Below are 25,646 nucleotides of genomic sequence, written 5' to 3'. Positions count from 1 at the left end.
ATACTGGAAAATAAGTGAGAGATTGGCAGAAGAGAGTAGCATGGTATAATACATATAGAATTAGAAGGTGACAAGGGGCTATTGTAGATGATGAGCAAGTATGAACAAATTTATACAGAAATCAGTAAGTCTATTGATAATAAACAATTAAAAGAGGGATGCAAAATCCCATCAGAAACTGAATTAATGAAGCAATATGAAGCGAGCCGAGGTACAGTAAGAAAAGCTGTAGATTTATTACAAGAGCGTGGATATGTTCAAAAAATACATGGAAAAGGTGTCTTTGTTTTAAAGCGAAAAAACATTGAATTCAACTTTGGTGGCATTGTAAGCTTCCAAGAAGAAAATGAACGTTTAGGACGCCATTGTATTACAGAAGTCGTGGAAATGGAGAAAGTAAAAGCGACAAAAGAGGTTGCAAAGCTATTAAATGTGAAAGAGAAAACAGAAATAGATCATATTAAACGCGTACGGAATATTGATGGAGAAAAAGTAATTTTAGATATTAATCATTTTGTATCGGAATATATCCCTGGATTAACGGGTGAAATTGCAGCGCAGTCCATTTATAAATACATTGAGAAAGAACTAGGTCTTCATATTAGTTATTCGCAGAGAGTAATTGAAGTACAGCCATGTACAGAGGACGATAGAAAGTATTTAGATTTAAATGGAACAGACTATGTTGTTGTCGTGAAAAACTTTACGCATTTTTATGATGGAAGTCAGTTCGAATATACAGAATCCCGCCACCGCTTAGATATTTTTCATTTTTCAGATGTGGCGCGGAGAAAATAAGGAGATGGAACGTAATAACGTTTCATCTCTTTTTTTATAAAAAAATGACAAACTCGTATATACGAGTGTTGACTAACTTATATATACGAGTTAATATGTAATTGTAAACGGTATCAAAAAAAGAAAAGAGGGACGGGAATATGGGGAAAGACTATCGTAAAACAGCAGAGGAAGTGTTGCAGTATATTGGTGGGAAAGACAATATTGAACAAGCTGCACACTGTGTAACGAGACTCCGTATCGCTTTAAAAGATGAAAGTAAAATAGATAACGATAAATTACAATCTGTTTCATTAGTGAAGGGAGCGTTCCATAACGCTGGGGTATTTCAAATTGTAATCGGTCCAGGAGATGTTGATCGAGTATATGCTGAATTGATAACGCTTGCAGGTATGAAGGAAGCGACAGTAGCTGACGTAAAAGATTCTGGAAATCAAAAGTTAAATCCAGCTCAAAAGTTTGTAAAAGTATTTTCAGATGTATTTATGCCGATATTACCAGCAATCGTAACAGCTGGTTTACTAATGGGAATTAACAACCTATTAGGGGCGAAGGACTTATTTTTTGAAGGTAAAAATTTATTAGATGTGTATCCAAACTTAAGTGGGCTTTGGGATTTAATTAATATGATGGCGAATACAGCTTTCGTATTCTTACCAGCACTTGTCGGTTGGTCAGCAACGAAGCGTTTTGGTGGTAGTCCGATATTAGGAATTGTTATGGGATTAATGCTTGTGCATCCAGCATTATTAAACGCGTGGGATTACGGAAAAGCAGCAACTGGTTTAGATGGACAAAAGATTGAGTACTTCGATATTTTAGGATTATTTCAAATTGAAAAAGTAGGGTATCAAGGTCAAATCCTACCGGTCTTAGTAGCAGCATTTGTATTAAGTAAAGTGGAAATCTTCTTAAAGAAACATGTACCAAATGCAATTCAATTGTTAGTTGTACCAATTACAACGATTGTCGTAACAGGTGTGCTAGCATTAGGGATTATTGGTCCAGTTACACGTCATATTGGAGATTTATTAACAGCTGGATTAGTAGGTGTATATGAAACAGTACCAGTAGTTGGAGCAGTATTGTTTGGAGCATTATATGCACCGCTTGTAATTACAGGTATGCATCATATGTTTATTGCTATCGACTTACAATTAATTGCACAACACGGAGGTACATTCATTTGGCCAATGATTGCTCTTTCTAACATTGCGCAAGGTAGTGCGGCACTTGCGATGTTCTGGATTTCTAAAAATCAAAATGATAAAAGTATGGCATCTACATCAGCAATCTCAGCATATTTCGGTATTACAGAGCCAGCTATGTTTGGTGTAAACTTACGAAATAAATTCCCGTTCTATGCCGCAATTATAGGATCGGCTGTGGCAGCAATATTTATTACGTTAAATGGTGTATTAGCACCGGCTATCGGAATTGGCGGATTACCCGCATTTATTTCTATCATTCCGAAATCGATTCCAATGTTTATTGTCGGAATGATTATCGCAGTTGTAATCCCATTTACGTTAACGTGGTTATTTGCAAAGCGAGTAAAACAGAAGTAGGAGGAAGTTAAACATGAAGGATTGGCATAAAAGTGTAGTTTATCAAATTTATCCGAAGAGCTTTAATAGCTATTACAATAAAGAAACCGGTGATATAAAAGGGGTTACAGAGAAACTAGATTATTTAAAAGAACTCGGAGTAGATTATATTTGGTTAACACCGATATACCAATCACCACAAAATGATAATGGATACGATGTAAGTGATTACTACCGTATTGATCCATCTTACGGAACGATGGAAGAGTTTGAAGAGCTTTTAGAGGAGGCGAAAGCACGTAATATTGAAATTATGCTTGATATCGTTGTAAATCATAGTTCGACGGAGCATAAGTGGTTTAAGGAAGCGAAGGAAGATAAAAATAGTCCATATCGAAATTATTACATTTGGCGTGATGAAAAAAATAATTGGCAATCTAAGTTTGGTGGATCTGCTTGGAAATATGATGAGAAGACAGAGCAATATTATTTACATCTATTTGATGAAACACAAGCGGATTTAAACTGGGAAAATGAAAAACTTCGTGAAGAAATATATGATATGATGCGCTTTTGGCTTGATAAAGGGGTAACTGGATTCCGATTAGATGTTATTAATTTAATTTCAAAAGATCAACAATTCTTAAATGATGACGGAAGTACAGCGACAAGCGATGGACGTAAATATTATACAGATGGCCCGCGTGTGCATGAATATTTACAAGAAATGAACCGAAATGTTTTTGAAGGGAAAGATGTAATTACAGTTGGAGAAATGTCATCTACGACAATTGATAATTGTATTAAATATTCAAACCCTGAGCGTAATGAATTAAGTATGACGTTTAGTTTCCATCATTTAAAAGTTGATTATCCGAATGGTGATAAGTGGACGAAGGCTGATTTTGATTTTATTAAATTAAAAGAGATTATGTCTAATTGGCAAATTGAAATGCAAAAGGGCGGGGGATGGAATGCGTTATTCTGGTGTAATCATGACCAGCCTCGTATTGTGTCACGCTTTGGTGATGATAAAGAGTATCGAAATGAATCTGCGAAAATGTTAGCGACAGCCATGCATATGTTGCAGGGCACACCTTATATTTATCAAGGTGAAGAAATCGGCATGACGAATCCTAAATTCGAGTCTATTGAGCAATATCGCGATGTAGAATCGTTAAATATATACGATATAAAGCTGGAAGAAGGATTATCAAAAGAAGAGATTATCGGGATTTTAAAACAAAAATCTCGTGACAACTCCCGTACTCCAATGCAGTGGAATGAAAATATGAACAGTGGCTTTACAACAAGTACACCTTGGATTTCGGTGGCTGAAAACTTTAAAGAAATAAATGTAGAGAAGGCACTAGAAGATAAAGAGTCTGTATTTTATCATTATAAAAAGTTAATCGAACTTCGAAAAACGTATGATGTAATTGCAGAAGGAGAATATGCTATTTTGGATGAAAATGATCCTAAAATTTGGGCATATACTCGTACTACAGAAAGTGAAGTGCTACTTGTTATAAATAACTTCTATGGAGAGGAAATAACGTACTCTGTTCCAGCGCACGTTCAATTAGATGGAATGAAACAAGAAGTATTACTGTCGAATTATAAAGATTCCAGCAAGGATATTACAAACCTTGACTTAAGACCATATGAATCAATTGTATATCGATATACGAAATAAAAGGTTGTATGCCTGCGTGGCATACAACCTTTTATTTTAAGACACCACTATACAAAATGCTTACTTCTACCTCAGGCTTAAATTTTACTTTTGCATAATCTTTATTCCAATTTTTTTTCTTCCATAGGTCAGGATGATAAGCGATAAGATGTCTACCAATTCCGAAAGCATCACAATTTGCCTTTTGTAAATTTTTCGTTATTTTTTTCGCTTCTTTCGTGAGCTGTTTGGATAGTTCCTTATTTAGTTTTTTTCTTTCATCCATTTTGTAAAGATTATCTCTCGGAGCTTCAAGGGCTATAACTTTTAATTGAAGCTTAATGTGAGCATAAACATTTCCTTTTTTATCTGTTGTTATTTTTAAGTCTCGTTTTAGTTTTCTATTGCTAATTTCCATTGTTAAATAATCGGATGTCTTCTTCGATTCATCACTAGTAAGTTTTTGAGTTATACGTGCGCTTGTTCCCATTTTTCCAGTTAATAAAACGAATAAAACAGAGTGTTTCAAAGGTAAATGCCCAGTCAATTTATCATTGTTAAATAAAGCTAACCCGTTTGTAATTACTTCTTTTCCTTTTATTTTTATAGAAGGGAGGGTAAAGTCTTTACCGGGGTCTAACATTTTTGTAGCGGCTGTCTCCAAAGTTTCTTTTGGAAATACACTCATATCTTCTAAGCTTTTCACTTTTTTCTTTAGAAAATCTCCAATTAGTAAATTTCCTACTTTCTTTTTTTCTAGTATCTCGGATGTTTCACCATCTACTGCAATAAGTTTTACTAAAGCAGTTGGGTTTGTTGGGTCCCGAAAGCTGACATCTAAATAAGGTAATATACCTTTTTTTAGAATTTTGGTTCCTAGTAATTGAACACCATATTTGAAATAGCGAATATTTCCAGTCACATTTTTTTTTAGAGCATCGCTTGTATCCCTTATGTTATGCCCCGTTGCTGAATGTATTTCATTCTCAAATGAAGATTGCTCGCCGCTTGAACTTTTTACGAGCTCAATTGTTTGCTGGAGTTTATTCTCTTCCGTAATATCAGATCCAATACTATAAGCTAACCTTGCTTCTCTTAATGGTTCTTGATCCCAACAGCCAGAAAGGAGGGAACTAGCACATAATATAGAAAGTAATTTAGCTTTTCTTTTGAACATACTGTTCTCCTTTCTTATTTCTGAATAAGGAATAAAGAAGAAATAGAAAAGGTAAGATTAAAATGAAAATATAGGTGAATTTATCAGTAAATTGCGCAAGTACTTTTAATTCTTCTGGGGTATCTATAAACAAGGCTACACTAAAAGCAATAATACCAACGATTGGAACAGCCTTTTTATGATTAGTAAGGTTGAATATATGTCCGATTCCGATAGAAGCAGCACAATAATAACTAGCAATAGAAGCAGCAACAGTTATCATCCAAATTGGTATGAAGAGTAAATCAGTCCGGTCTATAATTCCGATGTGTAAAGAGCGTAATAAGTAAGCAACTGGTTCAGGAATAAGCTCAACTTGTTTCGGACTAAATACGATAAAGCAAATCCAAACAGTAAAAGTATAAAAAAGAGTTACAAATCCATTCGCGATAGAAATTGCTTTTAGTCGTGCCACAGGATTCCCATTTACTTTTGGGAAAGCGATAAGAATAATTTCAAAACCATACATGGCTGTAATTGTTTCCTTGGATGCTTGAATAATATTCCACCATCCGGCTTCTGTAATAGGAAAAATATAAGAAAAATCAGCTCGCGTGAGTCCTAGGGCAATTAAAAGAGCCATTGGAATAATAAGAATAGAGGCCATGACATAAAATCGTACGATGACTTTAAACGTGTTATAAGCTATATAACAGCAAGCTATTGTACATAGTATGAGAATTGCAGACCATGGAGTTGCTTGTAAAACCCATACTTTAATGACATTACAAGCATTTAACATAACTGTCATACCGATAAGCGTAAAATAAAGAACATATAAAAAACCTAATAGTTTTCCGAATTTATTACCAAACATTATAGAAGAAATGTCATACATAGTTGCATCGGGAAATCTTCTTAATAAAAACCACATAAGTAAAATAATAAGTTGAATCGCAAGCCCGGCGATGAGTGCAGAAATCCATCCACCACCTTTTGCTATCGGGTGAAGACGGTTAGGTAGAGAAAGTATCCCCACTCCGATTTGGCATTGAATAACGAAAAAGGTAAATTGAACAAGTGAAATTTTACTTTGCGTGTTTGTCACCATTCTCATCCTCTCTCGTTACGTGTTGGCGTTGCATTTTTTTCGGTTTTGGATCATGTGGTCGTTCCCAAAATGACCAAATTGGTAGTCTTACAAAAGAATCTTTCATATCTTTAATCCGCATTGGTGCAACAGGAGAAAGATATGGTGTATGAAAAGAATGAAGCTGACATAGGTGAACGAAAGTTATAATGAGACCGAATGATATTCCTAAATATCCGAATATGGCAGCAAGAATCATTAATGGAAAACGAAGAATTCGAACTGCTGAACTCATATCGTTTGATGGAACGAGAAAAGATGAGATGGCAGTTAAAGCTACAACGATAATCATTGTGTAAGAAACGAGTCCAGCTTTTACAATTGCATCACCAATTACTAAACCACCTACAATACCGATTGTTTGGCCAACTCGGCTTGGTAAACGAATACCAGCTTCCCGTAATAATTCGAAAATCAATTCCATCAAGAGAGCTTCAAAAATAGGAGGGAGCGGTACTTTCTCTAATGAAGCTTTAATTGTATACACAAGTTCAAGCGGCAATACATCAGGATGAAAGGCTACGGTTGCGATATATATAGCTGGTAAGAGAAAAGCAATCAAAAAACTGACTAAGCGAATCATTCGGACGAAAGAACCGACAATCCAGCGGTTATTGTAATCATCTGGTGATTGATAGAAAGCAAATAACGTAACAGGAACGATAAGTGCTGTTGGATCACCGTCAGATAAAATAGCAACTCGTCCTTCCATTAAATTTGCTGCGACTCTATCTGGACGCTCTGTATTTAATTGCTGCGGAAATGGTGAGAAAGACGTATCCTCTATAAATTCTTGTATATATCCTGGAGGCATAAGTGCATCCGTTTTAATCGTTTCTAATCTTCTTTTCACTTCTGTAATTAAATCGTCATTCGCTATATTTTGCATATAAGCAATTGCCACTTTCGTGTGCATTTCTTCACCGATTGTAAAATACTTAACAACTAAATTTGGACTCTTAATGAGTTTACGAATAGAGGTTAAATTAGTTGCTAGATCCTCTACAAAACCAGTATGTGGACCGCGCACAATCCCTTCATTATCAGGCTCTGCTATATCTCTCTTTAAAGATAAAGCTGTTTCGAAAATACAAAAACTGTCGACGTGTTCATGAAAATATAAGGATTTACCTTGTAATAAGAGCTGCACGCCATAATTTAAATTCGTTTCCTTTTTCATATTTAATGTAGAAAAAGCTTTATCTAAAGCTAAATCTGACCGCGTCAATAAAGGCTCAAGGGCTAATTGATGAATTAGATTTGGGTCTGCTAAAGATTCGATATATAGGATTGTTCCTTTTCCGTTTTGAAAAGGGAGATCTAATTTTTTTATATCGTCTGAATGACAGAACTTATTTTCGATATAATTAATGTTTTCTGAAAGTGATGGAAACATATACTTTTTACTATTATCTTGTTTTGAATTTTTCTGTTCAGTCATAATTTCCACCTCTATTAGAATAAAGTTACTCCTGTTAATTTTTGCTTTTTGTGAGAAATTTATGCTTGGGTTATTTGAAAAAAAATAAACTTGAAAGTTACGTTACGTCACCTTCTATACTTAAAGAAACACGGAGTGGAGGGATGGAGTATATGATTTTGAAAAGTATGTGGGGATGGAAAGAAATTTTATATTTATTAGTTTTCGTATTTCTTATTGTCCCAGTAACAGTTGAAGCTCTTTTTTATGAATATGCTTTAAAAATAATAGGGAACTCATTATATGCTGGAGTATTAATGGGATTTATAATGGCAGTGATATTTACTACTGTAGTTTATCTTTTTTGTATAAAAAGATATCAACTGTCTTGGAAAGATATTGGAATTCGAAAGCTTTCATGGAAAGATTTTTTCTGGACAGTTATAGCATTGATTGCCTTAATTGTAGTTAGTATTGCTGTATTAGTGATAATGGAGAAAATGGGGATTTCTTTTGAAAATAGTAAAACGGAGACGGTCCAAAATGATAAATCAATATATTCGTTTTGTATCGCGGTAATTGGAGCAGCGATTATATCACCGATTTATGAAGAAATTTTATATCGAGGTGTTTTTTATACATTTTTTCGTGATAGGTATGGTATGTGGGGCGGTATACTTATAAGTTCCATAATATTTACTGTTGTTCATATTCCAACATATAACACATTACCAGTAAACTTTTTAAGTGGAGTAGTATTTGCTTGGTTATATGAGAAAACAAATTCTATTTTATCGGCTATGATTGTCCACACATTATTCAATTTCATAGCAGTACTTCTCACATTTGTGTCGAATTAAGAAGATATATAGGAGGGATACATATGGAAATAGCAGTAGAACGAGTTTTTACAAAAGAAATTTTAGCAAGAGCAGCAAAGACATTTCATGTAACAGTGGAAGAAAAGCCACTTGGAGATTTTGAAAATTATATTTTTAAGGCAAAGGGTGATCGTGGCGAAGATTACGTATTGCGTTTAACCCACTCTTCTCATCGTTCTAAAAAAGAAGTCGAAGCTGAACTAGATTTTTTACGATATGTTGCGGAGAATGGGGCAAAGGTAGCAGGACCCCTTTATTCAGCATCTCAAAATCTTGTAGAAGAAATCAGAGCAGAGGATGAAACTTTCTTTTTCGCTTCTTTATTTACATATGCAAAAGGTGAGCAAGTAAAAGGAGCGGAATCGCCTTATTGGGGAGACGCTTACTTTGAAGCATGGGGAAAAGCGATTGGACAACTGCATCGCCTTACAATGGATTATTCTAAAACAGACCACCGTGATACGTGGGAAGAAGATGAGAGTGGGATTGTTAATGAATTAGAAGATGATCAAGTGAAAAAGATCGCTGCGGTATTAATGGATGAGATAAAAGCTCTTCCAATTGAAAGAGAAACGTTCGGCCTTATGCATGGGGATATTCATCCAGGAAATTTTCATTATGATGGTAAAGAGCTAACAATCTTTGATTTTGATGATGCGGCTTATAATTACTTTATACACGATTTAGCGATGGTTCTTTATTACTCTGTTCTATTTACACCGTGGACAGCGGAAGAGAAGACCGATTTTGCTCGTAAACAATTACAAGTGTTAAGAAAAGGATACGAATATGAACATAAGCTAGCGGATAGTTGGTATGAATCGTTGCCGTTATTTTTACGTTTACGCGATATAGGTTTATATGGCACGATCCAAAAGAAATTTAAAGGGAAAGATATGCCAGATAATTTCCGAAAGTTATCAGAAGAGCTATACGAAAGAATTATAAAAAAAGAAGCAATTGTGAATATATAATACATTCTGTTCAAAACAAAGTATATAAAACAAATATATACTTTGTTTTTTTATACAAAAATATGTTTATTTTATTAAAATAATATTGTCATAGATTCGGTATACATTTATAATTTTTATATATTCTGAATATTCTTGATAAAAAGGAGGGGGAATATTGGAAGCTTTCGTAAATTGGTTAAATAATATTGTTTGGAGTCCAGCACTTGTTTATTTATGTTTAGGAGCAGGTTTATATTTTTCAATTCGAACGAGGTTTTTACAAGTAAGGCATGTAGGAGAAATGGTGAAGCTGACATTTAAAGGAGAAAAATCAGAGGCGGGTGTTTCTTCATTCCAAGCGTTAGCGCTTTCGTTATCTGGACGCGTTGGAACAGGGAATATAGCTGGGGTAGCAACGGCGGTTGCCTTCGGCGGACCAGGAGCTGTATTTTGGATGTGGGCAGTAGCCTTTTTAGGAGCAGGATCAGCTTATGTAGAATCTACATTAGCACAAATCTATAAGACAAAGCATCAGGGACAGTTTCGCGGTGGACCTGCTTATTACATTGAAAAAGGTTTAGGTGTGAAATGGTATGCTCTAGTATTTGTTGCAGCGACAATTCTTGCAACGGGGCTTTTATTACCGGGTGTGCAAGCAAATAGTATTGCTGTAAGTTTAGAGACAGCTTTTGGAATTAATACTACTCTATCAGGGGCTTTATTAGTTGTTGTATTAGCTCTTATCATCTTCGGTGGAGTAAAGAGAATTGTTAACGTAGCGCAAGTTGTCGTACCGTTTATGGCTGTTGGGTATATTTTAGTAGCTTGTGTTATTGTCGCTATGAATATTGAAAAATTGCCAGAAGCATTTATGTTAATTATAAGAAGCGCTTTTGCATTAGAAGCAGCATTTGGTGGTATTATCGGTTTAGCAATTTCTTGGGGAGTAAAACGAGGTATTTACTCTAATGAAGCAGGGCAAGGAACAGGGCCACATGCAGCGGCAGCAGCTGAAGTATCACATCCAGCTAAGCAAGGTTTAGTGCAAGCATTTTCCGTTTACATTGATACATTATTTGTTTGTTCAGCAACAGCATTTATGATGATTATTACAGGCATGTATAACGTATTTGATGCAAGCGGAAAAAACTTTATCGTAAATAAATTAAATGGTGCTCAGCCAGGGCCGGGATATACACAGGCAGCGGTAGAATCTGTTTTCCCTGGATTTGGAAACGGTTTCGTTGCAATCTCGTTACTATTCTTTGCATTTACAACAATTATGGCGTATTACTACATTGCAGAAACGAATATCGCGTACTTAAATCGTGATAAAGACCGCCCTTGGCTGTCTATGGTACTAAAGTTTGTATTTTTAGGAGCTGTATTCTACGGTTGTATCAAAACAGCAGCAACGGCTTGGGCTTTAGGCGATATCGGTGTAGGAATTATGGCATGGGTAAATATCATTGCGATTTTACTATTACAAAAACCTGCATTAGTTGCATTAAAGGATTATGAAAAGCAGAAAAAAGAAGGAAAAGATCCAGTATTCGATCCAGGGCCATTAGGAATTAAAAATGCTGATTTCTGGGAGCATGAATATGGAAAAGATAAGAAAGAAGAAGTATCGTAATGGAATAGAAATGAAAAAGCAAAGGGGAAATTCCTTTGCTTTTTTTATGGACAAAATGAGGCTGGAAGTTATTTTTTTGCCTATTTTTGAATATAAAAAGAATGTACATGCTTTGTTAGGGGAAGGGGGGAGTATGTTGATAGAGTTTCGTAACGTAAATAAATATTATGGTAACTTTCAAGTTTTAAAAGATATTAATGTGCAAGTGAAAAAAGGTGAAGTGGTAGTAGTTGTTGGGCCTTCTGGATCAGGAAAAAGTACATTACTTCGGTGTATAAACCAGTTAGAGTCAATTACAGATGGAGAGTTAATTGTACAAAATACGGAGGTACACAATGCGAAAACAGATATGAATGAATTACGCCGAAATATCGGAATGGTCTTTCAACATTTTTATTTATATCCACATAAAACAGTTCTTCAAAATATTACATTAGCACCTATTAAAGTAAATAAAATTTCAAAAGAGGAAGCAGAACAAACAGCCATGTTTTATCTAGAGAAAGTAGGAATTCCAGAGAAGGCTAACGTGTATCCACATCAATTATCCGGAGGACAACAGCAACGGGTGGCTATTGCTAGAGGGCTTGCGATGCAGCCGGAAATTATGCTATTCGATGAGCCTACGTCTGCTCTTGATCCGGAGATGATCGGGGAAGTACTTGATGTTATGAAAACGCTAGCTAAAGAAGGGATGACGATGGTTGTTGTCACGCATGAGATGGGATTCGCGCGGGAGGTAGCCGATCGGATTTTATTTATGGATGATGGCAAAATCATTGAGGATACAACACCGGCGCAATTTTTTGCGAGCCCTGAACAAGAAAGAGCGCGTCTATTTTTAAGCCGAGTGTTAAACCATTAAAGGAGGAATTTTATGCTTAAAATGAAAAAGTTGTTTACCTTAATTGTATTTTCATGTTTATTCGTACTTGTCGTTGCTGGATGCGGAAGTAAAAAAGATGAGGCGAAAGAAACCAATACGAAGCAAGGCGGAGCCGTTGAGCAAATTAAGAAGCGCGGGAAGTTAGTAGTTGGGGTGAAGAATGATACGAACTTATTTGGATTGAAAAATCCTTCGACAGGGCAGGTAGAAGGATTTGATGTTGATGTTGCAAAGGCGCTTGCGAAAAAGATTCTTGGGGATGAAAAGAAACTAGAGTTGAAAGAGGTAACATCTAAAACGCGTATTCCACTACTGAAAAACGGTGACATTGATGCGATTATTGCAACAATGACAATTACAGAAGAACGTAAAAAAGAAGTCGATTTTTCAGATGTATATTTTAAAGCAGGGCAATCGTTACTCGTGAAAAAAGGGAGCAATATTAAAAGTATTGATGATGTGAAAAAGGGCGTAAAAGTGTTAGCAGTAAAAGGTTCAACATCGACAAATAACATTCGTCAAAAATCACCAGAAGCGACTGTATTAGAATTTGAAAATTACAGTGAGGCATTTACAGCGTTAAAAGCAGGAAAAGGTGATGTTTTAACGACAGATAATGCAATTCTTTACGGCATGGCAAAACAAGATTCAAATTATGAAGTTGTCGGGAAAATTTTTACGGATGAGCCGTACGGAATTGCAGTGCAAAAAGGTGCAGATGATTTAACGAAAGAGATTAATAGCTTAATTAAAGACATGAAAGCAAGCGGAGAGTATGACAAATTATATGAGAAATGGATTGGGCAAAAACCAGAGAAGTAAAGTGATAAATAGTAAAAGTGAGAGGATGAGAGTACTCATCCTCTTCTTGTAAAGAAAGAGGGGAGAATATGTGCCTGATTTTTCTATATTAACGAATAACATTGATATGTATTTAGAGGGTTTTAAATATACAGTGTTGTCTAGTGTAATCGCATTAATAGGCAGTTTTATTTTAGGGGTAGTATTGGCGGTAATGCGTATTGCACCGATTCGCATTTTAAATTGGTTAGGAGCTGCTATTGTAGAATTTGTAAGAAATATTCCGCTCGTATTAATTGCATTTATATTCTATTTCGCTTTACCTGTAATAGGAATTACTTTAAATGGTCTTGTAGCAGGAACAGTTACGCTTACCATATATACTGCAGCGTTTATTGCGGAAGTTATTCGAGCTGGTATTTTATCAGTTGCGAAAGGGCAAATGGAAGCAGCGCGTTCTTCAGGACTGACGTATACGCAAGCAATGTACTATGTCGTTTTACCCCAGGCGATGAAAATTGTAATCCCTCCTCTAGGAAATCAATTTCTCAATTTAGTAAAAAACTCTTCCATACTCGGAATTATCGCTGGTATGGATTTAATGTATCAAGGAGATTTAATTTCAACGAAGACGTTTGTTACGTTCGACGTTTATATATTTGTCGGGATGTTTTATTTAATATTAACAATTCCGCTCAGTATGCTAGTGCGTTATTTAGAAAAACGCTTAGCAAAGGAGGCGGTGTAAATGGATTTTAAGGGAGCAATAACAGGTGATCATATTCTGTTTTTATTAAAAGGATTACTTATAACGTTAGAGGTAGCGCTCGTAGCGATTATACTTAGCTTTATTATCGGTAGTGTAATAGGGATATTGCGCTACATGAAAATCCCTATCGTCTCACAAATATTAGGAGTTATCGTTGAAGTAATTCGAAACTTACCACTACTTTTAATTATATTTTTCACGTATTTTGCACTTCCAGAAGCAGGCTTGAAATTAGAAATTATAACGGCTACAATTGTTGCTTTAACAATATTTGAATCAGCAATGATATCTGAAATTGTTCGAAGTGGCCTATTATCTATTGAAAAAGGACAGATTGAGGCTGCAAGATCTTCAGGATTAACGTATGTGCAAGCACTTTGGCACATTATTTTACCACAAGCATTAAGAAGAATGGTCCCGCCACTTGTCAGTCAGTTTATTTCATTGCTGAAAGATACAGCACTAGCAGTCGTTATATCACTACCGGAGCTTATGCATAATGCTCAAATTATTAGCGGACAAAATGTAAATTATATGATTCCAACGTTTATAGTAGTAGCTTGTATGTACTTTATTGTAAACTATAGTTTATCAATTTTATCGAGAAGGTTAGAACTTCGTTAACTCTTACAATATATGTAAGGGTTTTTCCTTGTTTCTCCTTATTTTCCTCTAAATAGAATCTAAATCTTGCAATAATTCGATTTTTTATATTATTTTATCAGAAAAGTTTTAATTTTATATAGAAAATGTAATCGCTTTCGTGTATATTTTTATTATCAGAAAATTTTAACAAGATATAGGGGTATTGGTAGGGGGAGGATTTAGATGCAGCAACAAACGAATGAGAAATTACATCGTACGATGAAGAGTAGACATTTATTTATGATCGCACTAGGTGGTGTAATCGGAACTGGTTTTTTCTTAGGTTCAGGTTACACCATTAATCAGGCTGGACCAGGGGGAGCCATCCTTTCCTATTTAGTAGGCGGATTTATTATGTATTTAACAATGCTTTGTCTGGGAGAGTTAACGGTAGCAATGCCAGTTTCAGGTTCTTTCCAAAAGTATGCGACGAAGTTTATTGGACCAGGAACGGGATTTATGATCGGCTGGCTATATTGGCTTGGCTGGGCAGTAACAGTAGGACTAGAATTAACGTCAATCGGTTTAATGATGAAAAGATGGTTTCCGAATGTTGATGTTTGGGTATGGTGCCTTGTATTCGGCGTTATTTTATATGCTTCAAACGCTATCTCAGCGAAGAGTTATGCTGAATTAGAGTTTTGGTTCTCTAGTATTAAAGTAGTTACAATTCTTGCATTTGTTGTTCTTGGTGGTAGTGCATTATTAGGGTTTATATCATATGAAGGAAAAGAAGCAGCACCTCTTTTCTCTAACTTTGTAAGCGATGGTGGATTATTCCCGAATGGACTAGCTGCCGTATTACTTACAATGATTACAGTTAATTTCTCGTTCCAAGGAACAGAGTTAATCGGAATTGCAGCGGGAGAAAGTGAAAATCCAGAAAAAACAATTCCACGTGCAATCCGTAATACAGTATGGCGCATCATGTTATTCTTCATTTTAACAATGACGATTTTAGTAGGATTAATTTCTTGGAAGGAAGCAGGCGTAATTGAAAGTCCATTCGTAGTCGTATTTGATAAGATCGGTATTCCATACGCAGCTGATATTATGAACTTCGTTATTATTACTGCGTTATTATCTGTAGCGAACTCTGGATTATATGCAGCGACGCGTATACTATGGTCACTTGCAAATGAAGGAATGGCACCAGCATCTTTCCAGAAAGTAAATAAGCGTGGTATTCCAATTACAGCACTAGTTGTAACAATTGCTGTAGCTGCTTTATCTTTATTAACAAGCTTCCTTGCAGAAGATACAGTATACATGTACTTATTATCTATAGCTGGTTTATCAGCTGTTTCAAGTTGGATCATTATTGCTTTATCGCAACTTCGCTTTAGAAGTCAGTATATAAAAGGCGGAGGAAAGTTAGAGGACTTAAAATATAAAACACCATTATATCCAATTGTTCCCATTTTAGCTTTAATTACAAATAGTATCGTTGTTATTAGTTTAGCGTTTATTCCAGAACAAAGAATGGCGTTATATTGTGGTATTCCATTTATCATTTTCTGCTACATATATTATTATATAAATAAGAAACGGCAGAAACCGATGAAGGTGGAGACAACAAATGAAACTAACCATCAAACAAGATGATATTGAGGCAGATTTATCGTATGGTCAATTAGCGATTGGAAAAGAAAACGGGTATTCACCTTTACAATTACTCGTTTCTTCTATCGCAGGATGCAGTGCAATTGTCTTTCGAACAATTTTAGAAAAGAAACGTATTACATACGATACGTTTACAATTGAAACGGAAATTGGTAGAAGTGAAGCTTTATCAAAACCAGTTGAAAGTGTTCATTTGCACTATAAAATTAAAGCACAAAACATTACAGAAGAGCAGTTGGATAAGGCACTGCAACTGGCAGTGAAAAATTGCACGATTGTTCAATCTGTAAAAGATAGTATAAAGGTTACGGAAACAATTGAACTAATAAAATAAAACATAAAAACGTGAGAATACGGCTCTCACGTTTTTATGTTTTTAATAAAGGGGGAAATATGATGGAATGTTTAGGGTGTAAATTAGCCAACGAAGAAGAAATTATATATAAAATATATGAAGATGACTATGTAACATGCTTTCTAGATCATGAACCTTTCTATACAGGACATACTTTAATTGTGCCAAAACAACATGTTGTAGAAGTGGACGAATTAGATGACGTTGTAGCGAAATCCATTATGGATGTTTCTAAGATTATTGCAAAAGCGATTAAGGCAGTATATAAACCAGATGGAATTACAGTTTGCCAAAATGGTGGAATTTTTAATGAACTTACGCACTATCATATGCATGTCGTACCAAGATATAAAGAGCGCTCGTTTGCTGAGTTTTATATGGTACAATCGGGAGAAAAACAGAATCATAACTTTGAAGAGACAAAGCATTTATTAAAAGAAGCGATAGAGCAAATACTACATATTGAAAAGGTGTAAAAGAATTTTTCTTAGAGATACAGTCAGGAAAATTCTAATATTAAAAAGCCCAATTTCTCAGTTAAAATAGAGAAATTGGGCTTTTGTTTATTCTATTATTAAATTTTATCTATAAAAAGATTTTACAGTGTCACAAAGTTTAGCGCTCATTCGTTATATAGAGTGAGAGGAGGAATTATATGAAAGTTACAAACAACGATTATGAAAAGATGGAAGAGCTATATGAGTTGTATGAACAAAAAGTTTATTATGTAGCGTATTCTATTTTAAATAATATTCAGCAGGCCGAAGATTCGGTTCAAGAGACGTTTATTACTCTTTATAAGAACTTGGAAAAGCTCCATAGCTTGAGTACTGAAGAGCTTAAACGATACATTTTGAGGGTTGCGAAAAACAAGGCGATTGATAGCTACCGGAAAAATAGACGACATGAAACATTTTTAGAAGAATATGAAAGAGAATCAACAGAAACAGTAGATGAAAATATTGAAGAGTGGGAAAAACGTGTAATGTCCGAGGTTCAAATTGATACATTGCTAAAAGAGTTAAATGAATCTAACAGACAGGTGTTTAAGTACAAAGTCTTCTATAACTTAACGTATCAAGAAATTTCAAGTGTCATGGGGATAACGGAGGCCAATGTCCGCAAGCAGTTTGAACGCGCTCGAAAACGAGTCCAAAATATGATAGGAGGTATACAACATGACGAATTCAAAGAACTCCAAAGAAATATATGAACTTGCTGAAAAAATTGCTTTAGATGATTTCGATAAACTCGAAGAACAACATGAATTTTCACATACATATACGCGCAAAAAGAAACAGTTTATGGAGGAAATGAAGCTGAAAGATGGACAACCTCAGAAAAAGCGTAAAAAACATCGTATGTTAATCGCTGCTGCTTGCTTATTAATTGGTATGCCGACAACAGTTTTTGGTGCAGTAAAAGTCTACAATATGATTGTCCAAAAACAAAATTACGAAGTAAATGTTTCGGTAACAAACAAGGACTCAAAAAAGAGTGATAAGTGGTATAAGTTGAAAATAGGTAAATTGCCAGAAAATATGGAAGCAATTGATGATTCTGCTATGAAATATTCATTTAAAGATAACGACGCAATGGGTGGATTTTCATTCGCTCTTTCGAGAGTGGGAGAAAATGCGGATTTTCAAACTTTATATTCAAAAAGTTATGAAGAAAAAGAGATAAATGGTAGGAAAGCAGTAATTGTTCATAAAGAAACTGGAAAGAACAACGTAATGTTTGACAGAAAGGTCTTTCTCTTTTTTGAGAAAGAAGGGATTATGCTAGAAAGTTATATTGGATCCGATGTAAACGAAGAACAAATGATAGATGTGTTAGGGAGTATTTCACTTGAGCCTACGTCAAAAGAAAAGGCATCATATATAGCAGATTATGATGAAAATCTCTTTACCAAAGCAGCTGAACCAAAAGAAAATAAGGTGATTCCATTGAAAAAAGATAGTAAACGACTATTTCATATAGGACAAAAGGTGCCAGTAACGATATCTATGGATAACAGCCAAATTGAATATGTGATAGAAAAAGTTGAAGTCTTTGATTCAATCAAAGATTTTAAACAAGAGAACTTTAATGAACTTGGCCTAGAGATATTAAGCAAGAATAAGGCTTTAGATCAGACGGGAAAATTACTATCGTACAGACGAGATGAATATAAATTAGGGAATGGTAAAGATTCAATTGATACATTAGTAGATTCGAAATTAGTTAATGTTAAATTTGTCTATTTAACAACAACAGTGAAAAATATTGGTAAAAAGTCGACAGAAGAAATCTATATGCATCCATCTATAAAACAGCTTAAATTTGAAGGGAATGCATGGAACTACGCTAAAGAAGAGGGAATGGACGCAACGCGTATTATGACGGGTGAAGTTGATTACTTGGAACCTCACGGAGACGGAAAAAGCTTTTATAATATTGGCAGTATCCGACCAGGACAAACGGTGAAGGTTAACTTAGGTTATTTTGTAGATGAGGATAAACTAAATTCAATCTTTTTAGATGCTTTCCATTACAGAGGGAATGGTGGCACTGAAAATATGAATGCGGAATATCGTTGGTGGATTGATATTCGTCAATAGTAACAAAGAGACTAAAAAGCTGCTTATATTTAGCAGCTTTTTTCGTCTCCATACATATGTAAAACTTCTTTCGCACGCATACGTAAACCATCTATCAATTCTTTCGGTTCTAACACTTTTGCATCTTTTCCGAGTCTATAAAATAAAGGCGTAATAAAATTGATTTCTCCTTTATCAATTGTTGAATGTATATATCCAGTCCCATCTTCGTTTACTACAACGAATTCTTCAAGGTAAGGCACGCTTTTACATTGGCGTACGCCTTCTGTTGACAGTAAAACATGTAACAGAGTAGGATTATGTACTACGTGAGAGTTAGAGGCAAACCACTCTTCTAAATTCATGAATGGATCTTTATTTTCTTCTGTTGATAATATAGAAAGAATACGATCAATGCGATACAGTAATACTTTTTTTCTACTGAAGTCATAGGATGGTAAGTACCATAGCCCGTCATGAGCATATACACCGATAGGATGAACATGTTTTGTTTTTATCCCCGATTTAGATTCGTATTGAAAGTGTAAATTTTTATTTTCAATAGCCGCGGTTAACACTTCGTTTAAAAGAGGGGTATCAATTGTTCTCTTTGGATTCCAAAAAGCGATATAAGAACGTATTTTATCAACTTTCGTTTTCGCATCATGTTGTAGAGAGCTGTACAGTTTGTGAGTAACAGAATTGATTTCTGTATTAAAAGGCAAGTCTCGGTAGTAGCTTAAAGATTGAAAGGCAAAAAAGATGGATACTGCTTCTTCCTCCGTAAATAAGATAGGTGGAATGACTCTATTCGTTAATACTTTATAGCCGCCGTTACGACCTTGCTCTGCGTAAATGGGCAACCCCATATCACTCAAATCTAAAATGTATCTATGAACCGTACGAACGGAAATATTAAATTCATCAGCTATTTCTTGCGCTGTAAATGTCTTTTTGGCAGAAGCAAATATAAGAATATCTAATAAGCGTTTAGCTTTTGACAAATGTATCACCTTTTTCCTTTTAACATGACATAAAGTGTCATGTTTTATTGTTAGTATATTGTTTACATCATAATGTTATCAAGATGAAACACAAGGAGGAAAAGATATGTCACGTGAAATTGTTTTATTTATTGCGGCGAGCTTAGATGGATATATTGCGAAAGAAAATGATGATTTGGAGTGGTTAATGGAAACGGAAGGAGAGGGAGATAACGGTTATACAGAAATGTATGAAACAATTGATACAATAATCATGGGAAAAAGAACGTACGATTATGTAGTAGAGCATATGGAAACATTCCCGTATGTAGATAAAAAATGTTATGTTTTTTCTAACTCAGAAAAAAGTTCAAATGAATACGTGGAGTTTATAAATGAAGATGTAGTGGAGTTTACAAAAAGGTTGAAAGAGCAAGAAGGATCTAAAATATGGATGGTCGGTGGAGGGAGTCTACTGAGAGAGTTCTTTAAGAATAATCTAATTGATGAATATGTTGTTACGATTACACCGCATATATTAGGTTCTGGAGTTCCGTTATTTCAAGACAAGAACCCGGAAATTAATTTAACTTTAACGGATACGAAACGTTTTGGGCAATTTGTAAATTTATATTATAAAGTAAAATGATAAAGAAACACGACTACTGGTGGTAGTCGTGTCTTTTTATGGATGGCAATGAAATTGTAAAACAAGATCCATGATCAACTTCACTCGTGACAGTAATCGTCCCGCCGTGTAGTTCTACGATTTCCTTCACGATAGAGAGCCCTAAACCAGTTCCACCTGTAGCTCGTGATCTTGCTTTATCAACACGATAAAACCGATCGAAAATGTGAGGGAGGTCTTCAAGCGGAATACCTTCACCTTCATCTTCAATTGTAATGGAAATACTTTTATGTTCTTCAGTAACAGCAATGTGGATAAGAGAATACTCTTTTGAATGTCTATAAGCGTTATTTAAAATGTTCACCACAACTTGTTCGAAGCGTTGTTCATCTAGGTTCACTAGCAGTGTAGGAGGACAAGAGAAAGAAACTCTAATGTTTTTTTCTTTATATATGGCATTTACTTTTTCGGCTATGCGAGTCAGGAAGGTGTGTAAATATACTTCCTTTACTTGAATAGAAAAGTTATGTTGTTCCATTTGTGCAAGGGAAAACAAATCTTGAACTAAGTTTGTAATGTAATCAGACTCATCTTTTATAATAGATAAATATCGTAAACGTTGCTTGGGAGATGTGGTTTCTTTTAAAGCAATGTCTGCGTAACCTCTTACGTATGTTAAAGGTGTTCGTAATTCATGAGCAACACTTGCTAGAAATTCACTTCGCTCTGTTTTCATATAGTGTAAATCATTAGCAAGCGTTTGAATTGATGAGGCTAGTTCACCAATTTCATCATTTCGAGTAGTCATTAACGAAACGGATAAATCGCCTTTACTCATTTTTTCAGTGGCATGTTTCATGTGTAACAATGGTTTTGTTAATAACCGAGATAAAAGAAAAATGGTAATGACTGTGAGTAGAAACGTGATGGCACCAGCAATAATGAATTGTTTCGTTAATCCATTTACCAACTTTTCAATGGATTCTGTCCCAAGAAACATATACACATACCCCTCATGTTTTCCAGCTACTATGATGGGACTGACCGTACATATATAATTAGATGTTTTCCAGTGATTCTCTATAATCGCTCCGTCATGATTTGTGCGTGTTTGCATCTTTTCAATATGCTTTTTTATAGTAGTATTTATTTCATTGGATTTAGCTAGTACATCCTTATTTGCATTTGTAATAACAACAGTCGTTTCGGCTTCGGATTCCATTAGTGCAACATGAGAGATTGTTTGCTTATCAAAATACTTTTCAAGGACATCTCTGTGACTATTTCCACGCTTTAACAAAGCTGTCATTTCTTCATTTACTCTATTGTTGACAAGGCTATAATAAAGCAAGACAAATAGAACACTTTCGATTAAAAGTGTAACAATTAAAAAATAAAATCCGAGCTGAATAGAAATTCGCTTCATTGCTTTGCTCCTTAATCTAAAGTATCAACCCATCGATATCCGATTCCGTACACAGTTTTTAAATGATTATCAATAGGGAAATTTACTTTTCGTAATTTATCACGCAAATTACGAATATGTGAATCGACTGTTCGATCTTCTGTATTTGTATTTAATCCCCAAATTCGTTCAATGAGCTGATCGCGGCTCAATACGTAGTTCACATGACGTAAAAATAATCCAAGTAAAGAGAATTCGATTGGAGTGAGAAGAAGTTCTTCATTATGTACAGAAACGAAATGCTTTGCCTCATCCCATAAAATGCCGTCATATTGGATTTGCGCGTGTTGATTTGTTCGCCTTAAAACAGCTTCAATTCTTGCGAAAAGCTCTTCTTCATGGAAAGGTTTCGTTACGTAATCATCCGCTCCGAGTTTTAATCCTTGGACGACATCGATGGTTTGATCACGAGCGGTAACCATAATAATAGGAACGTTACTAAATGAACGGATTTTTTTGCACGTTTCCCATCCGTCCATCTTTGGCATCATAATATCGAGTAAAATAAATTTAAAGTTTTGATTTTCTATATGTGAAATCGCTTCTTCTCCGGATCGTGCACATATGCAGTTATATCCAATGGGAGTAAGATAAAGCGTTAATAATTCAAGCATTCTCGGTTCATCGTCTACGAGTAGTATATCAATCATAGAGAGCCCTCCATATGTAATCTTTACTTTAAATTGTAATGCAAAATCATGAAGAAATGGTGCAGATTGTAATGCGTCTGCATAATTTCTTCAGAATTGCTTGTTATTGTAAAGTTGAAATTCCATTTTAGGTAATGATATTGGCTCGAAAATGATTTATACGGAGGCGGTATAGTGAAAAAAATGACCCGAGTTTTTGGGATAACAATAATTACAGCAGTTGGTCTTGCGGCATGTGGACAAACGAACATGGATCATAAAAATCATGAATCGAAAGAAGAGAAGAAAACAGAGCAGAAGGAAATGAAAATGAATCAGGAGGTAACTGCACCGAAAGAAATGAATCAAGGTGCATCAAATGATTTATTAACGACAAGTTTAAAAAATGTAACGAGATTAAACACAAATGATCCTCTTCAAATGGCAGTATTAACTTCGCAGACGATATGGCCAGCAACACATAAAGAGAATCAGCCAGGCGCTGTTATTTTAGTACCAGTAAACGAATGGCAATTAGGTATTGCAAGTGCAGACCTTATTCATCATCCGAATAACGGACCGATTTTATTTATAGAAAAAGAAAAGGTACCCGAGATGACGTTAAAAGAAATAAAACGGCTAAATCCGCTCGGAACGAAAGATGGAACACAAATTATGGTGATGGGGGATATAGGGGCAGCCGCACTGGAGCAATTAAAAGATTATAAAGTAAAGCAAATAAAGGAAACGGATCCAGCTATCTTTGCTAAAGATGTTGATAAAGAGTATGCGGATATAACAGGTAGTTATCCGAATAGTGTTATTATCGGTTCGTCTGAAGAAGAAGGGCGTTTATATACAACACCAGCTGTAAACTGGATTTCTCATATGCCAGAACCATTACTTTATACAGAAAAGAATAAAGTGCCAGAAGCGACGATAGAGGCATTAAAGATGCGAAAAGATAAAGCAAATATATATGTACTAGGACCAGAAAAAATCATTTCAAAAGAAGTAGAAAAGGAGTTAAGCAAATACGGGAAAGTAACGCGTATTAGTGGAGAGACTCCAGTAGAAAATTCTATTGCATTTGCAAAGTTTAAAGATGAAAAAACAAAATTTGGCTGGGGGTTCACAAAACCAGGTCATGGTGTATCATTTGTTTCAAACAAAACACCAGACTTAGCAGTTGCAGGAGCACCATTTTCACATATGGGTAAACATGCACCTGTTATCTTATTAGAGGAAGGAAAAGCTTCACAACCAGTGTATGATTTCCTTGCTACTATTCAACCGAAGTTTAAAGATGATCCAACACTTGGTCCGTATAACCACGGCTTCTTATTAGGGAGTACGAGTGATATTTCATTTGAAACACAAGGAATATTAGATGAGAGATTAGAGATTGTGCAAGAAAGTGGTCAAGGTCACGGTGGACATTAATAAAGGGAGCAAAGGCGCTACTGAGGTAGCGTCTTTTTCTGTAGGAAACTTTTACATAGCAAAACTCTCTCTACTCGTTATATAATAGCCCTCGTGCATTCGGGTTAGATTTTCTTATGGAGAAAATTAAATGGTAAAAGAGTAGAGGAGTGGTATTTTGTTTCAGACGATAAAAAATGACTGGTTTTCCAATGTAAAAGGGGACGTGTTATCAGGAATAGTTGTTGCTTTAGCATTAATTCCTGAAGCAATTGCTTTCTCTGTTATTGCAGGCGTAGATCCGACCGTTGGGTTATACGCAGCTTTTTGTATCGCAGTTACCATTTCATTTGTTGGCGGAAGAACTGGGATGATTTCAGCTGCAACAGGTGCAATGGCATTATTAATGGTAACGCTCGTTAAGGATTACGGTTTGCAATACTTATTTGCTACAACAATATTAACGGGGATTGTCCAAATTATTTTTGGTGTGTTCAAACTGAGCTCATTTATGAAGTTTGTACCTAAATCTGTTATGAGTGGTTTTTTAAATTCACTTGGAATTTTAGTTTTTACAGCACAATTGCCGCATTTTAAAAACGCAACTTGGCAAATGTATGCACTTGTCGCATTAGGACTTGTCATTATATATGTATTTCCACGTATTACGACGGCTGTTCCGTCTACACTTATTTCCATTATTGTTGTAACAAGTATTGCAATTATGAGTGGATTACAGTTGAAAACAGTAGGGGATATGGGAAGTCTGCCGAAAGAATTACCGTTCTTTAGCATGCCTGACGTGCCTTTTACACTTGAGACATTAGGGATTATTTTACCGTACGCAGTTATGCTTGCAATTATTGGTTTACTAGAGTCATTATTAACAGCTTCAGTTTTAGATGATATGACGCATACGGAAAGTAATAAGCATAAGGAAGCACGTGGACAAGGGATTGCAAACATTGTTGCTGGTTTCTTCGGAGGAATGGCAGGATGTGCAATGATTGGACAATCTGTTATTAATATTAAATCAGGTGGACGCGGGCGATTATCGACGTTTGTAGCGGGCGGATTTTTAATCATATTACTATTTGTTTTAGGTGATTATGTCGTTCATATTCCGATGGCAGCTTTAGTTGCAGTTATGATTATGGTTTCAATTGGAACATTTGATTGGAACTCTGTAACAACGATTCATAAAGTACCAAAAGGAAATGCATTTGTTATGATCGTAACAGTTGTGGTTGTCTTAATTACACATAATTTAGCATTAGGTGTAATTATCGGAACAGTAATTAGTGCGGTTTTATTTGCATTCAATATGGCAAAGATTCACGTGGAACATTTATATATTGAAAATAAGAAAATATACGAAATTCATGGCCAACTTTTCTTCGCATCTACGGCAGATCTTATCAATAATTTTTCATTTGAGGAAGATGTAAAAGAAATTGAGTTGAATTTTTCTCACGCACACATATGGGATGATTCAGCAGTGGCATCAATTGATAAAGTTATTATCAAGTATGAACAAAGTGGCGTGAAAGTAAGTATAACGGGATTAAATGAACGTAGTGCAAAACTTGTTACTAATTTAGCTACTTATAATAAAAGAATTGCTAGTTAGAAGCCTCCT

24 protein-coding genes are annotated in these 25,646 nt (G+C 35.2%); 18 read left to right on the top strand and 6 right to left on the bottom strand.

The window, feature by feature from the left end:
- The first annotated feature begins 87 nt into the window (after positions 1-87).
- The 3 genes from treR to treC all read left to right on the top strand — a co-directional run bounded on the left by treR (position 88) and on the right by treC (position 4,041).
- Positions 88-798: a trehalose operon repressor gene (gene treR / locus ACTFRS_RS24175; RefSeq protein ID WP_440025244.1), complete on the top strand. Its 711-nt coding sequence runs from the start codon at positions 88-90 to the stop codon at positions 796-798.
- 140 nt (positions 799-938) lie between these two features.
- Positions 939-2,366, top strand: coding sequence for a PTS system trehalose-specific EIIBC component (gene treP, locus ACTFRS_RS24170; protein ID WP_000513952.1), 1,428 nt, complete (start codon positions 939-941; stop codon positions 2,364-2,366).
- A gap of 13 nt (positions 2,367-2,379) precedes the next feature.
- Positions 2,380-4,041, top strand: a complete 1,662-nt coding sequence (gene treC / locus ACTFRS_RS24165; RefSeq protein ID WP_139869384.1) for an alpha,alpha-phosphotrehalase — start codon at positions 2,380-2,382, stop codon at positions 4,039-4,041.
- Between the two features lie 31 nt (positions 4,042-4,072).
- On the opposite strand, the gene gerKC is transcribed toward treC, so the two are convergent.
- From gerKC to gerKA, 3 genes are read right to left on the bottom strand one after another with little or no spacing between them, the layout of a single operon-like run.
- A complete protein-coding gene (gene gerKC, locus ACTFRS_RS24160; protein WP_440025246.1) occupies positions 4,073-5,197 on the bottom strand; it encodes a spore germination protein GerKC in 1,125 nt (374 codons plus the stop codon).
- The gene (locus ACTFRS_RS24155) at positions 5,178-6,284 is read right to left on the bottom strand and encodes a GerAB/ArcD/ProY family transporter (protein ID WP_041184728.1); all 1,107 of its coding nucleotides are present in this window, start codon (positions 6,282-6,284) and stop codon (positions 5,178-5,180) included. Before ACTFRS_RS24155 ends, gerKC begins: the two co-directional genes overlap by 20 nt.
- Positions 6,265-7,767, bottom strand: coding sequence for a spore germination protein GerKA (gene gerKA / locus ACTFRS_RS24150; RefSeq protein WP_440025248.1), 1,503 nt, complete (start codon positions 7,765-7,767; stop codon positions 6,265-6,267). The genes ACTFRS_RS24155 and gerKA overlap by 20 nt, the downstream gene beginning before the upstream one ends.
- A gap of 152 nt (positions 7,768-7,919) precedes the next feature.
- Here gerKA and ACTFRS_RS24145 point away from each other — a divergent pair, with 152 nt between their 5' ends.
- From ACTFRS_RS24145 to ACTFRS_RS24090, 12 genes are all read left to right on the top strand, one after another.
- Positions 7,920-8,606, top strand: a complete 687-nt coding sequence (locus ACTFRS_RS24145; RefSeq protein ID WP_242294272.1) for a CPBP family intramembrane glutamic endopeptidase — start codon at positions 7,920-7,922, stop codon at positions 8,604-8,606.
- Positions 8,607-8,629: 23 nt separating this feature from the next.
- Complete coding sequence (locus ACTFRS_RS24140) at positions 8,630-9,601, top strand: phosphotransferase enzyme family protein (RefSeq protein ID WP_440025250.1); 972 nt, start codon at positions 8,630-8,632, stop codon at positions 9,599-9,601.
- Between the two features lie 157 nt (positions 9,602-9,758).
- Positions 9,759-11,219, top strand: a complete 1,461-nt coding sequence (locus ACTFRS_RS24135; protein WP_000387151.1) for an alanine/glycine:cation symporter family protein — start codon at positions 9,759-9,761, stop codon at positions 11,217-11,219.
- A gap of 136 nt (positions 11,220-11,355) precedes the next feature.
- Positions 11,356-12,084 (top strand): amino acid ABC transporter ATP-binding protein, encoded by a 729-nt coding sequence (locus ACTFRS_RS24130; protein ID WP_167496996.1) that lies wholly within the window; start codon positions 11,356-11,358, stop codon positions 12,082-12,084.
- 12 nt (positions 12,085-12,096) lie between these two features.
- Positions 12,097-12,927 (top strand): glutamine ABC transporter substrate-binding protein GlnH, encoded by an 831-nt coding sequence (gene glnH, locus ACTFRS_RS24125; RefSeq protein WP_000916487.1) that lies wholly within the window; start codon positions 12,097-12,099, stop codon positions 12,925-12,927.
- 70 nt (positions 12,928-12,997) lie between these two features.
- Positions 12,998-13,654, top strand: a complete 657-nt coding sequence (locus tag ACTFRS_RS24120) for an amino acid ABC transporter permease (RefSeq protein WP_242294274.1) — start codon at positions 12,998-13,000, stop codon at positions 13,652-13,654.
- Positions 13,655-14,299, top strand: a complete 645-nt coding sequence (locus tag ACTFRS_RS24115; RefSeq protein WP_242294275.1) for an amino acid ABC transporter permease — start codon at positions 13,655-13,657, stop codon at positions 14,297-14,299.
- A 204-nt stretch (positions 14,300-14,503) separates the two neighbouring features.
- Positions 14,504-15,925, top strand: a complete 1,422-nt coding sequence (locus ACTFRS_RS24110; RefSeq protein ID WP_440025253.1) for an amino acid permease — start codon at positions 14,504-14,506, stop codon at positions 15,923-15,925.
- On the top strand, positions 15,900-16,277 hold the full coding sequence (locus ACTFRS_RS24105) for an OsmC family protein (protein ID WP_000778865.1): 378 nt from the start codon (positions 15,900-15,902) through the stop codon (positions 16,275-16,277). Before ACTFRS_RS24110 ends, ACTFRS_RS24105 begins: the two co-directional genes overlap by 26 nt.
- A gap of 11 nt (positions 16,278-16,288) precedes the next feature.
- Positions 16,289-16,774 (top strand): HIT family protein, encoded by a 486-nt coding sequence (locus ACTFRS_RS24100; protein ID WP_431084920.1) that lies wholly within the window; start codon positions 16,289-16,291, stop codon positions 16,772-16,774.
- Positions 16,775-16,953: 179 nt separating this feature from the next.
- Complete coding sequence (locus ACTFRS_RS24095; RefSeq protein ID WP_087953839.1) at positions 16,954-17,511, top strand: RNA polymerase sigma factor; 558 nt, start codon at positions 16,954-16,956, stop codon at positions 17,509-17,511.
- On the top strand, positions 17,477-18,901 hold the full coding sequence (locus tag ACTFRS_RS24090; RefSeq protein WP_440025256.1) for a DUF4367 domain-containing protein: 1,425 nt from the start codon (positions 17,477-17,479) through the stop codon (positions 18,899-18,901). Before ACTFRS_RS24095 ends, ACTFRS_RS24090 begins: the two co-directional genes overlap by 35 nt.
- A gap of 29 nt (positions 18,902-18,930) precedes the next feature.
- Here the strand turns inward: ACTFRS_RS24090 and ACTFRS_RS24085 are convergent, their stop codons facing one another.
- Positions 18,931-19,884, bottom strand: a complete 954-nt coding sequence (locus ACTFRS_RS24085) for a helix-turn-helix transcriptional regulator (protein WP_440025258.1) — start codon at positions 19,882-19,884, stop codon at positions 18,931-18,933.
- Positions 19,885-19,990: 106 nt separating this feature from the next.
- Here ACTFRS_RS24085 and ACTFRS_RS24080 point away from each other — a divergent pair, with 106 nt between their 5' ends.
- Entirely contained in the window at positions 19,991-20,512 is a 522-nt protein-coding gene (locus ACTFRS_RS24080; protein ID WP_440025260.1) for a dihydrofolate reductase family protein, read from the top strand.
- 13 nt (positions 20,513-20,525) lie between these two features.
- On the opposite strand, the gene ACTFRS_RS24075 is transcribed toward ACTFRS_RS24080, so the two are convergent.
- Positions 20,526-21,917: an ATP-binding protein gene (locus ACTFRS_RS24075; RefSeq protein WP_440025262.1), complete on the bottom strand. Its 1,392-nt coding sequence runs from the start codon at positions 21,915-21,917 to the stop codon at positions 20,526-20,528.
- Positions 21,918-21,928: 11 nt separating this feature from the next.
- Positions 21,929-22,606, bottom strand: a complete 678-nt coding sequence (locus tag ACTFRS_RS24070; protein WP_439195539.1) for a response regulator transcription factor — start codon at positions 22,604-22,606, stop codon at positions 21,929-21,931.
- Between the two features lie 174 nt (positions 22,607-22,780).
- On the opposite strand from ACTFRS_RS24070, the gene ACTFRS_RS24065 reads away from it, so the two are divergent.
- Entirely contained in the window at positions 22,781-24,028 is a 1,248-nt protein-coding gene (locus ACTFRS_RS24065) for a cell wall-binding repeat-containing protein (protein WP_440025264.1), read from the top strand.
- Positions 24,029-24,185: 157 nt separating this feature from the next.
- The gene (locus tag ACTFRS_RS24060) at positions 24,186-25,637 is read left to right on the top strand and encodes a SulP family inorganic anion transporter (protein WP_440025265.1); all 1,452 of its coding nucleotides are present in this window, start codon (positions 24,186-24,188) and stop codon (positions 25,635-25,637) included.
- The last annotated feature ends 9 nt before the right edge of the window (positions 25,638-25,646 follow it).

Origin of the sequence: Bacillus cereus group sp. MYBK139-1, assembly GCF_051916915.1 — a bacterium.
Classification (GTDB): Bacteria; Bacillota; Bacilli; order Bacillales; family Bacillaceae_G; genus Bacillus_A; species Bacillus_A pacificus.
This window is presented reverse-complemented; position numbering and strand designations above follow the sequence as displayed.

Excerpts from the sequence above, each read along its gene's own strand:
- treR (WP_440025244.1), top strand. The coding sequence starts at position 88 with ATGATGAGCAAGTATGAACAAATTTATACAGAAATCAGTAAGTCTATT.
- treP (WP_000513952.1), top strand. The coding sequence starts at position 939 with ATGGGGAAAGACTATCGTAAAACAGCAGAGGAAGTGTTGCAGTATATT.
- treC (WP_139869384.1), top strand. The coding sequence starts at position 2,380 with ATGAAGGATTGGCATAAAAGTGTAGTTTATCAAATTTATCCGAAGAGC.
- gerKC (WP_440025246.1), bottom strand. The coding sequence starts at position 5,197 with ATGTTCAAAAGAAAAGCTAAATTACTTTCTATATTATGTGCTAGTTCC.
- gerKA (WP_440025248.1), bottom strand. The coding sequence starts at position 7,767 with ATGACTGAACAGAAAAATTCAAAACAAGATAATAGTAAAAAGTATATG.
- ACTFRS_RS24145 (WP_242294272.1), top strand. The coding sequence starts at position 7,920 with ATGATTTTGAAAAGTATGTGGGGATGGAAAGAAATTTTATATTTATTA.
- ACTFRS_RS24140 (WP_440025250.1), top strand. The coding sequence starts at position 8,630 with ATGGAAATAGCAGTAGAACGAGTTTTTACAAAAGAAATTTTAGCAAGA.
- glnH (WP_000916487.1), top strand. The coding sequence starts at position 12,097 with ATGCTTAAAATGAAAAAGTTGTTTACCTTAATTGTATTTTCATGTTTA.
- ACTFRS_RS24115 (WP_242294275.1), top strand. The coding sequence starts at position 13,655 with ATGGATTTTAAGGGAGCAATAACAGGTGATCATATTCTGTTTTTATTA.
- ACTFRS_RS24110 (WP_440025253.1), top strand. The coding sequence starts at position 14,504 with ATGCAGCAACAAACGAATGAGAAATTACATCGTACGATGAAGAGTAGA.
- ACTFRS_RS24105 (WP_000778865.1), top strand. The coding sequence starts at position 15,900 with ATGAAACTAACCATCAAACAAGATGATATTGAGGCAGATTTATCGTAT.
- ACTFRS_RS24095 (WP_087953839.1), top strand. The coding sequence starts at position 16,954 with ATGAAAGTTACAAACAACGATTATGAAAAGATGGAAGAGCTATATGAG.
- ACTFRS_RS24090 (WP_440025256.1), top strand. The coding sequence starts at position 17,477 with ATGACGAATTCAAAGAACTCCAAAGAAATATATGAACTTGCTGAAAAA.
- ACTFRS_RS24080 (WP_440025260.1), top strand. The coding sequence starts at position 19,991 with ATGTCACGTGAAATTGTTTTATTTATTGCGGCGAGCTTAGATGGATAT.
- ACTFRS_RS24075 (WP_440025262.1), bottom strand. The coding sequence starts at position 21,917 with ATGAAGCGAATTTCTATTCAGCTCGGATTTTATTTTTTAATTGTTACA.
- ACTFRS_RS24070 (WP_439195539.1), bottom strand. The coding sequence starts at position 22,606 with ATGATTGATATACTACTCGTAGACGATGAACCGAGAATGCTTGAATTA.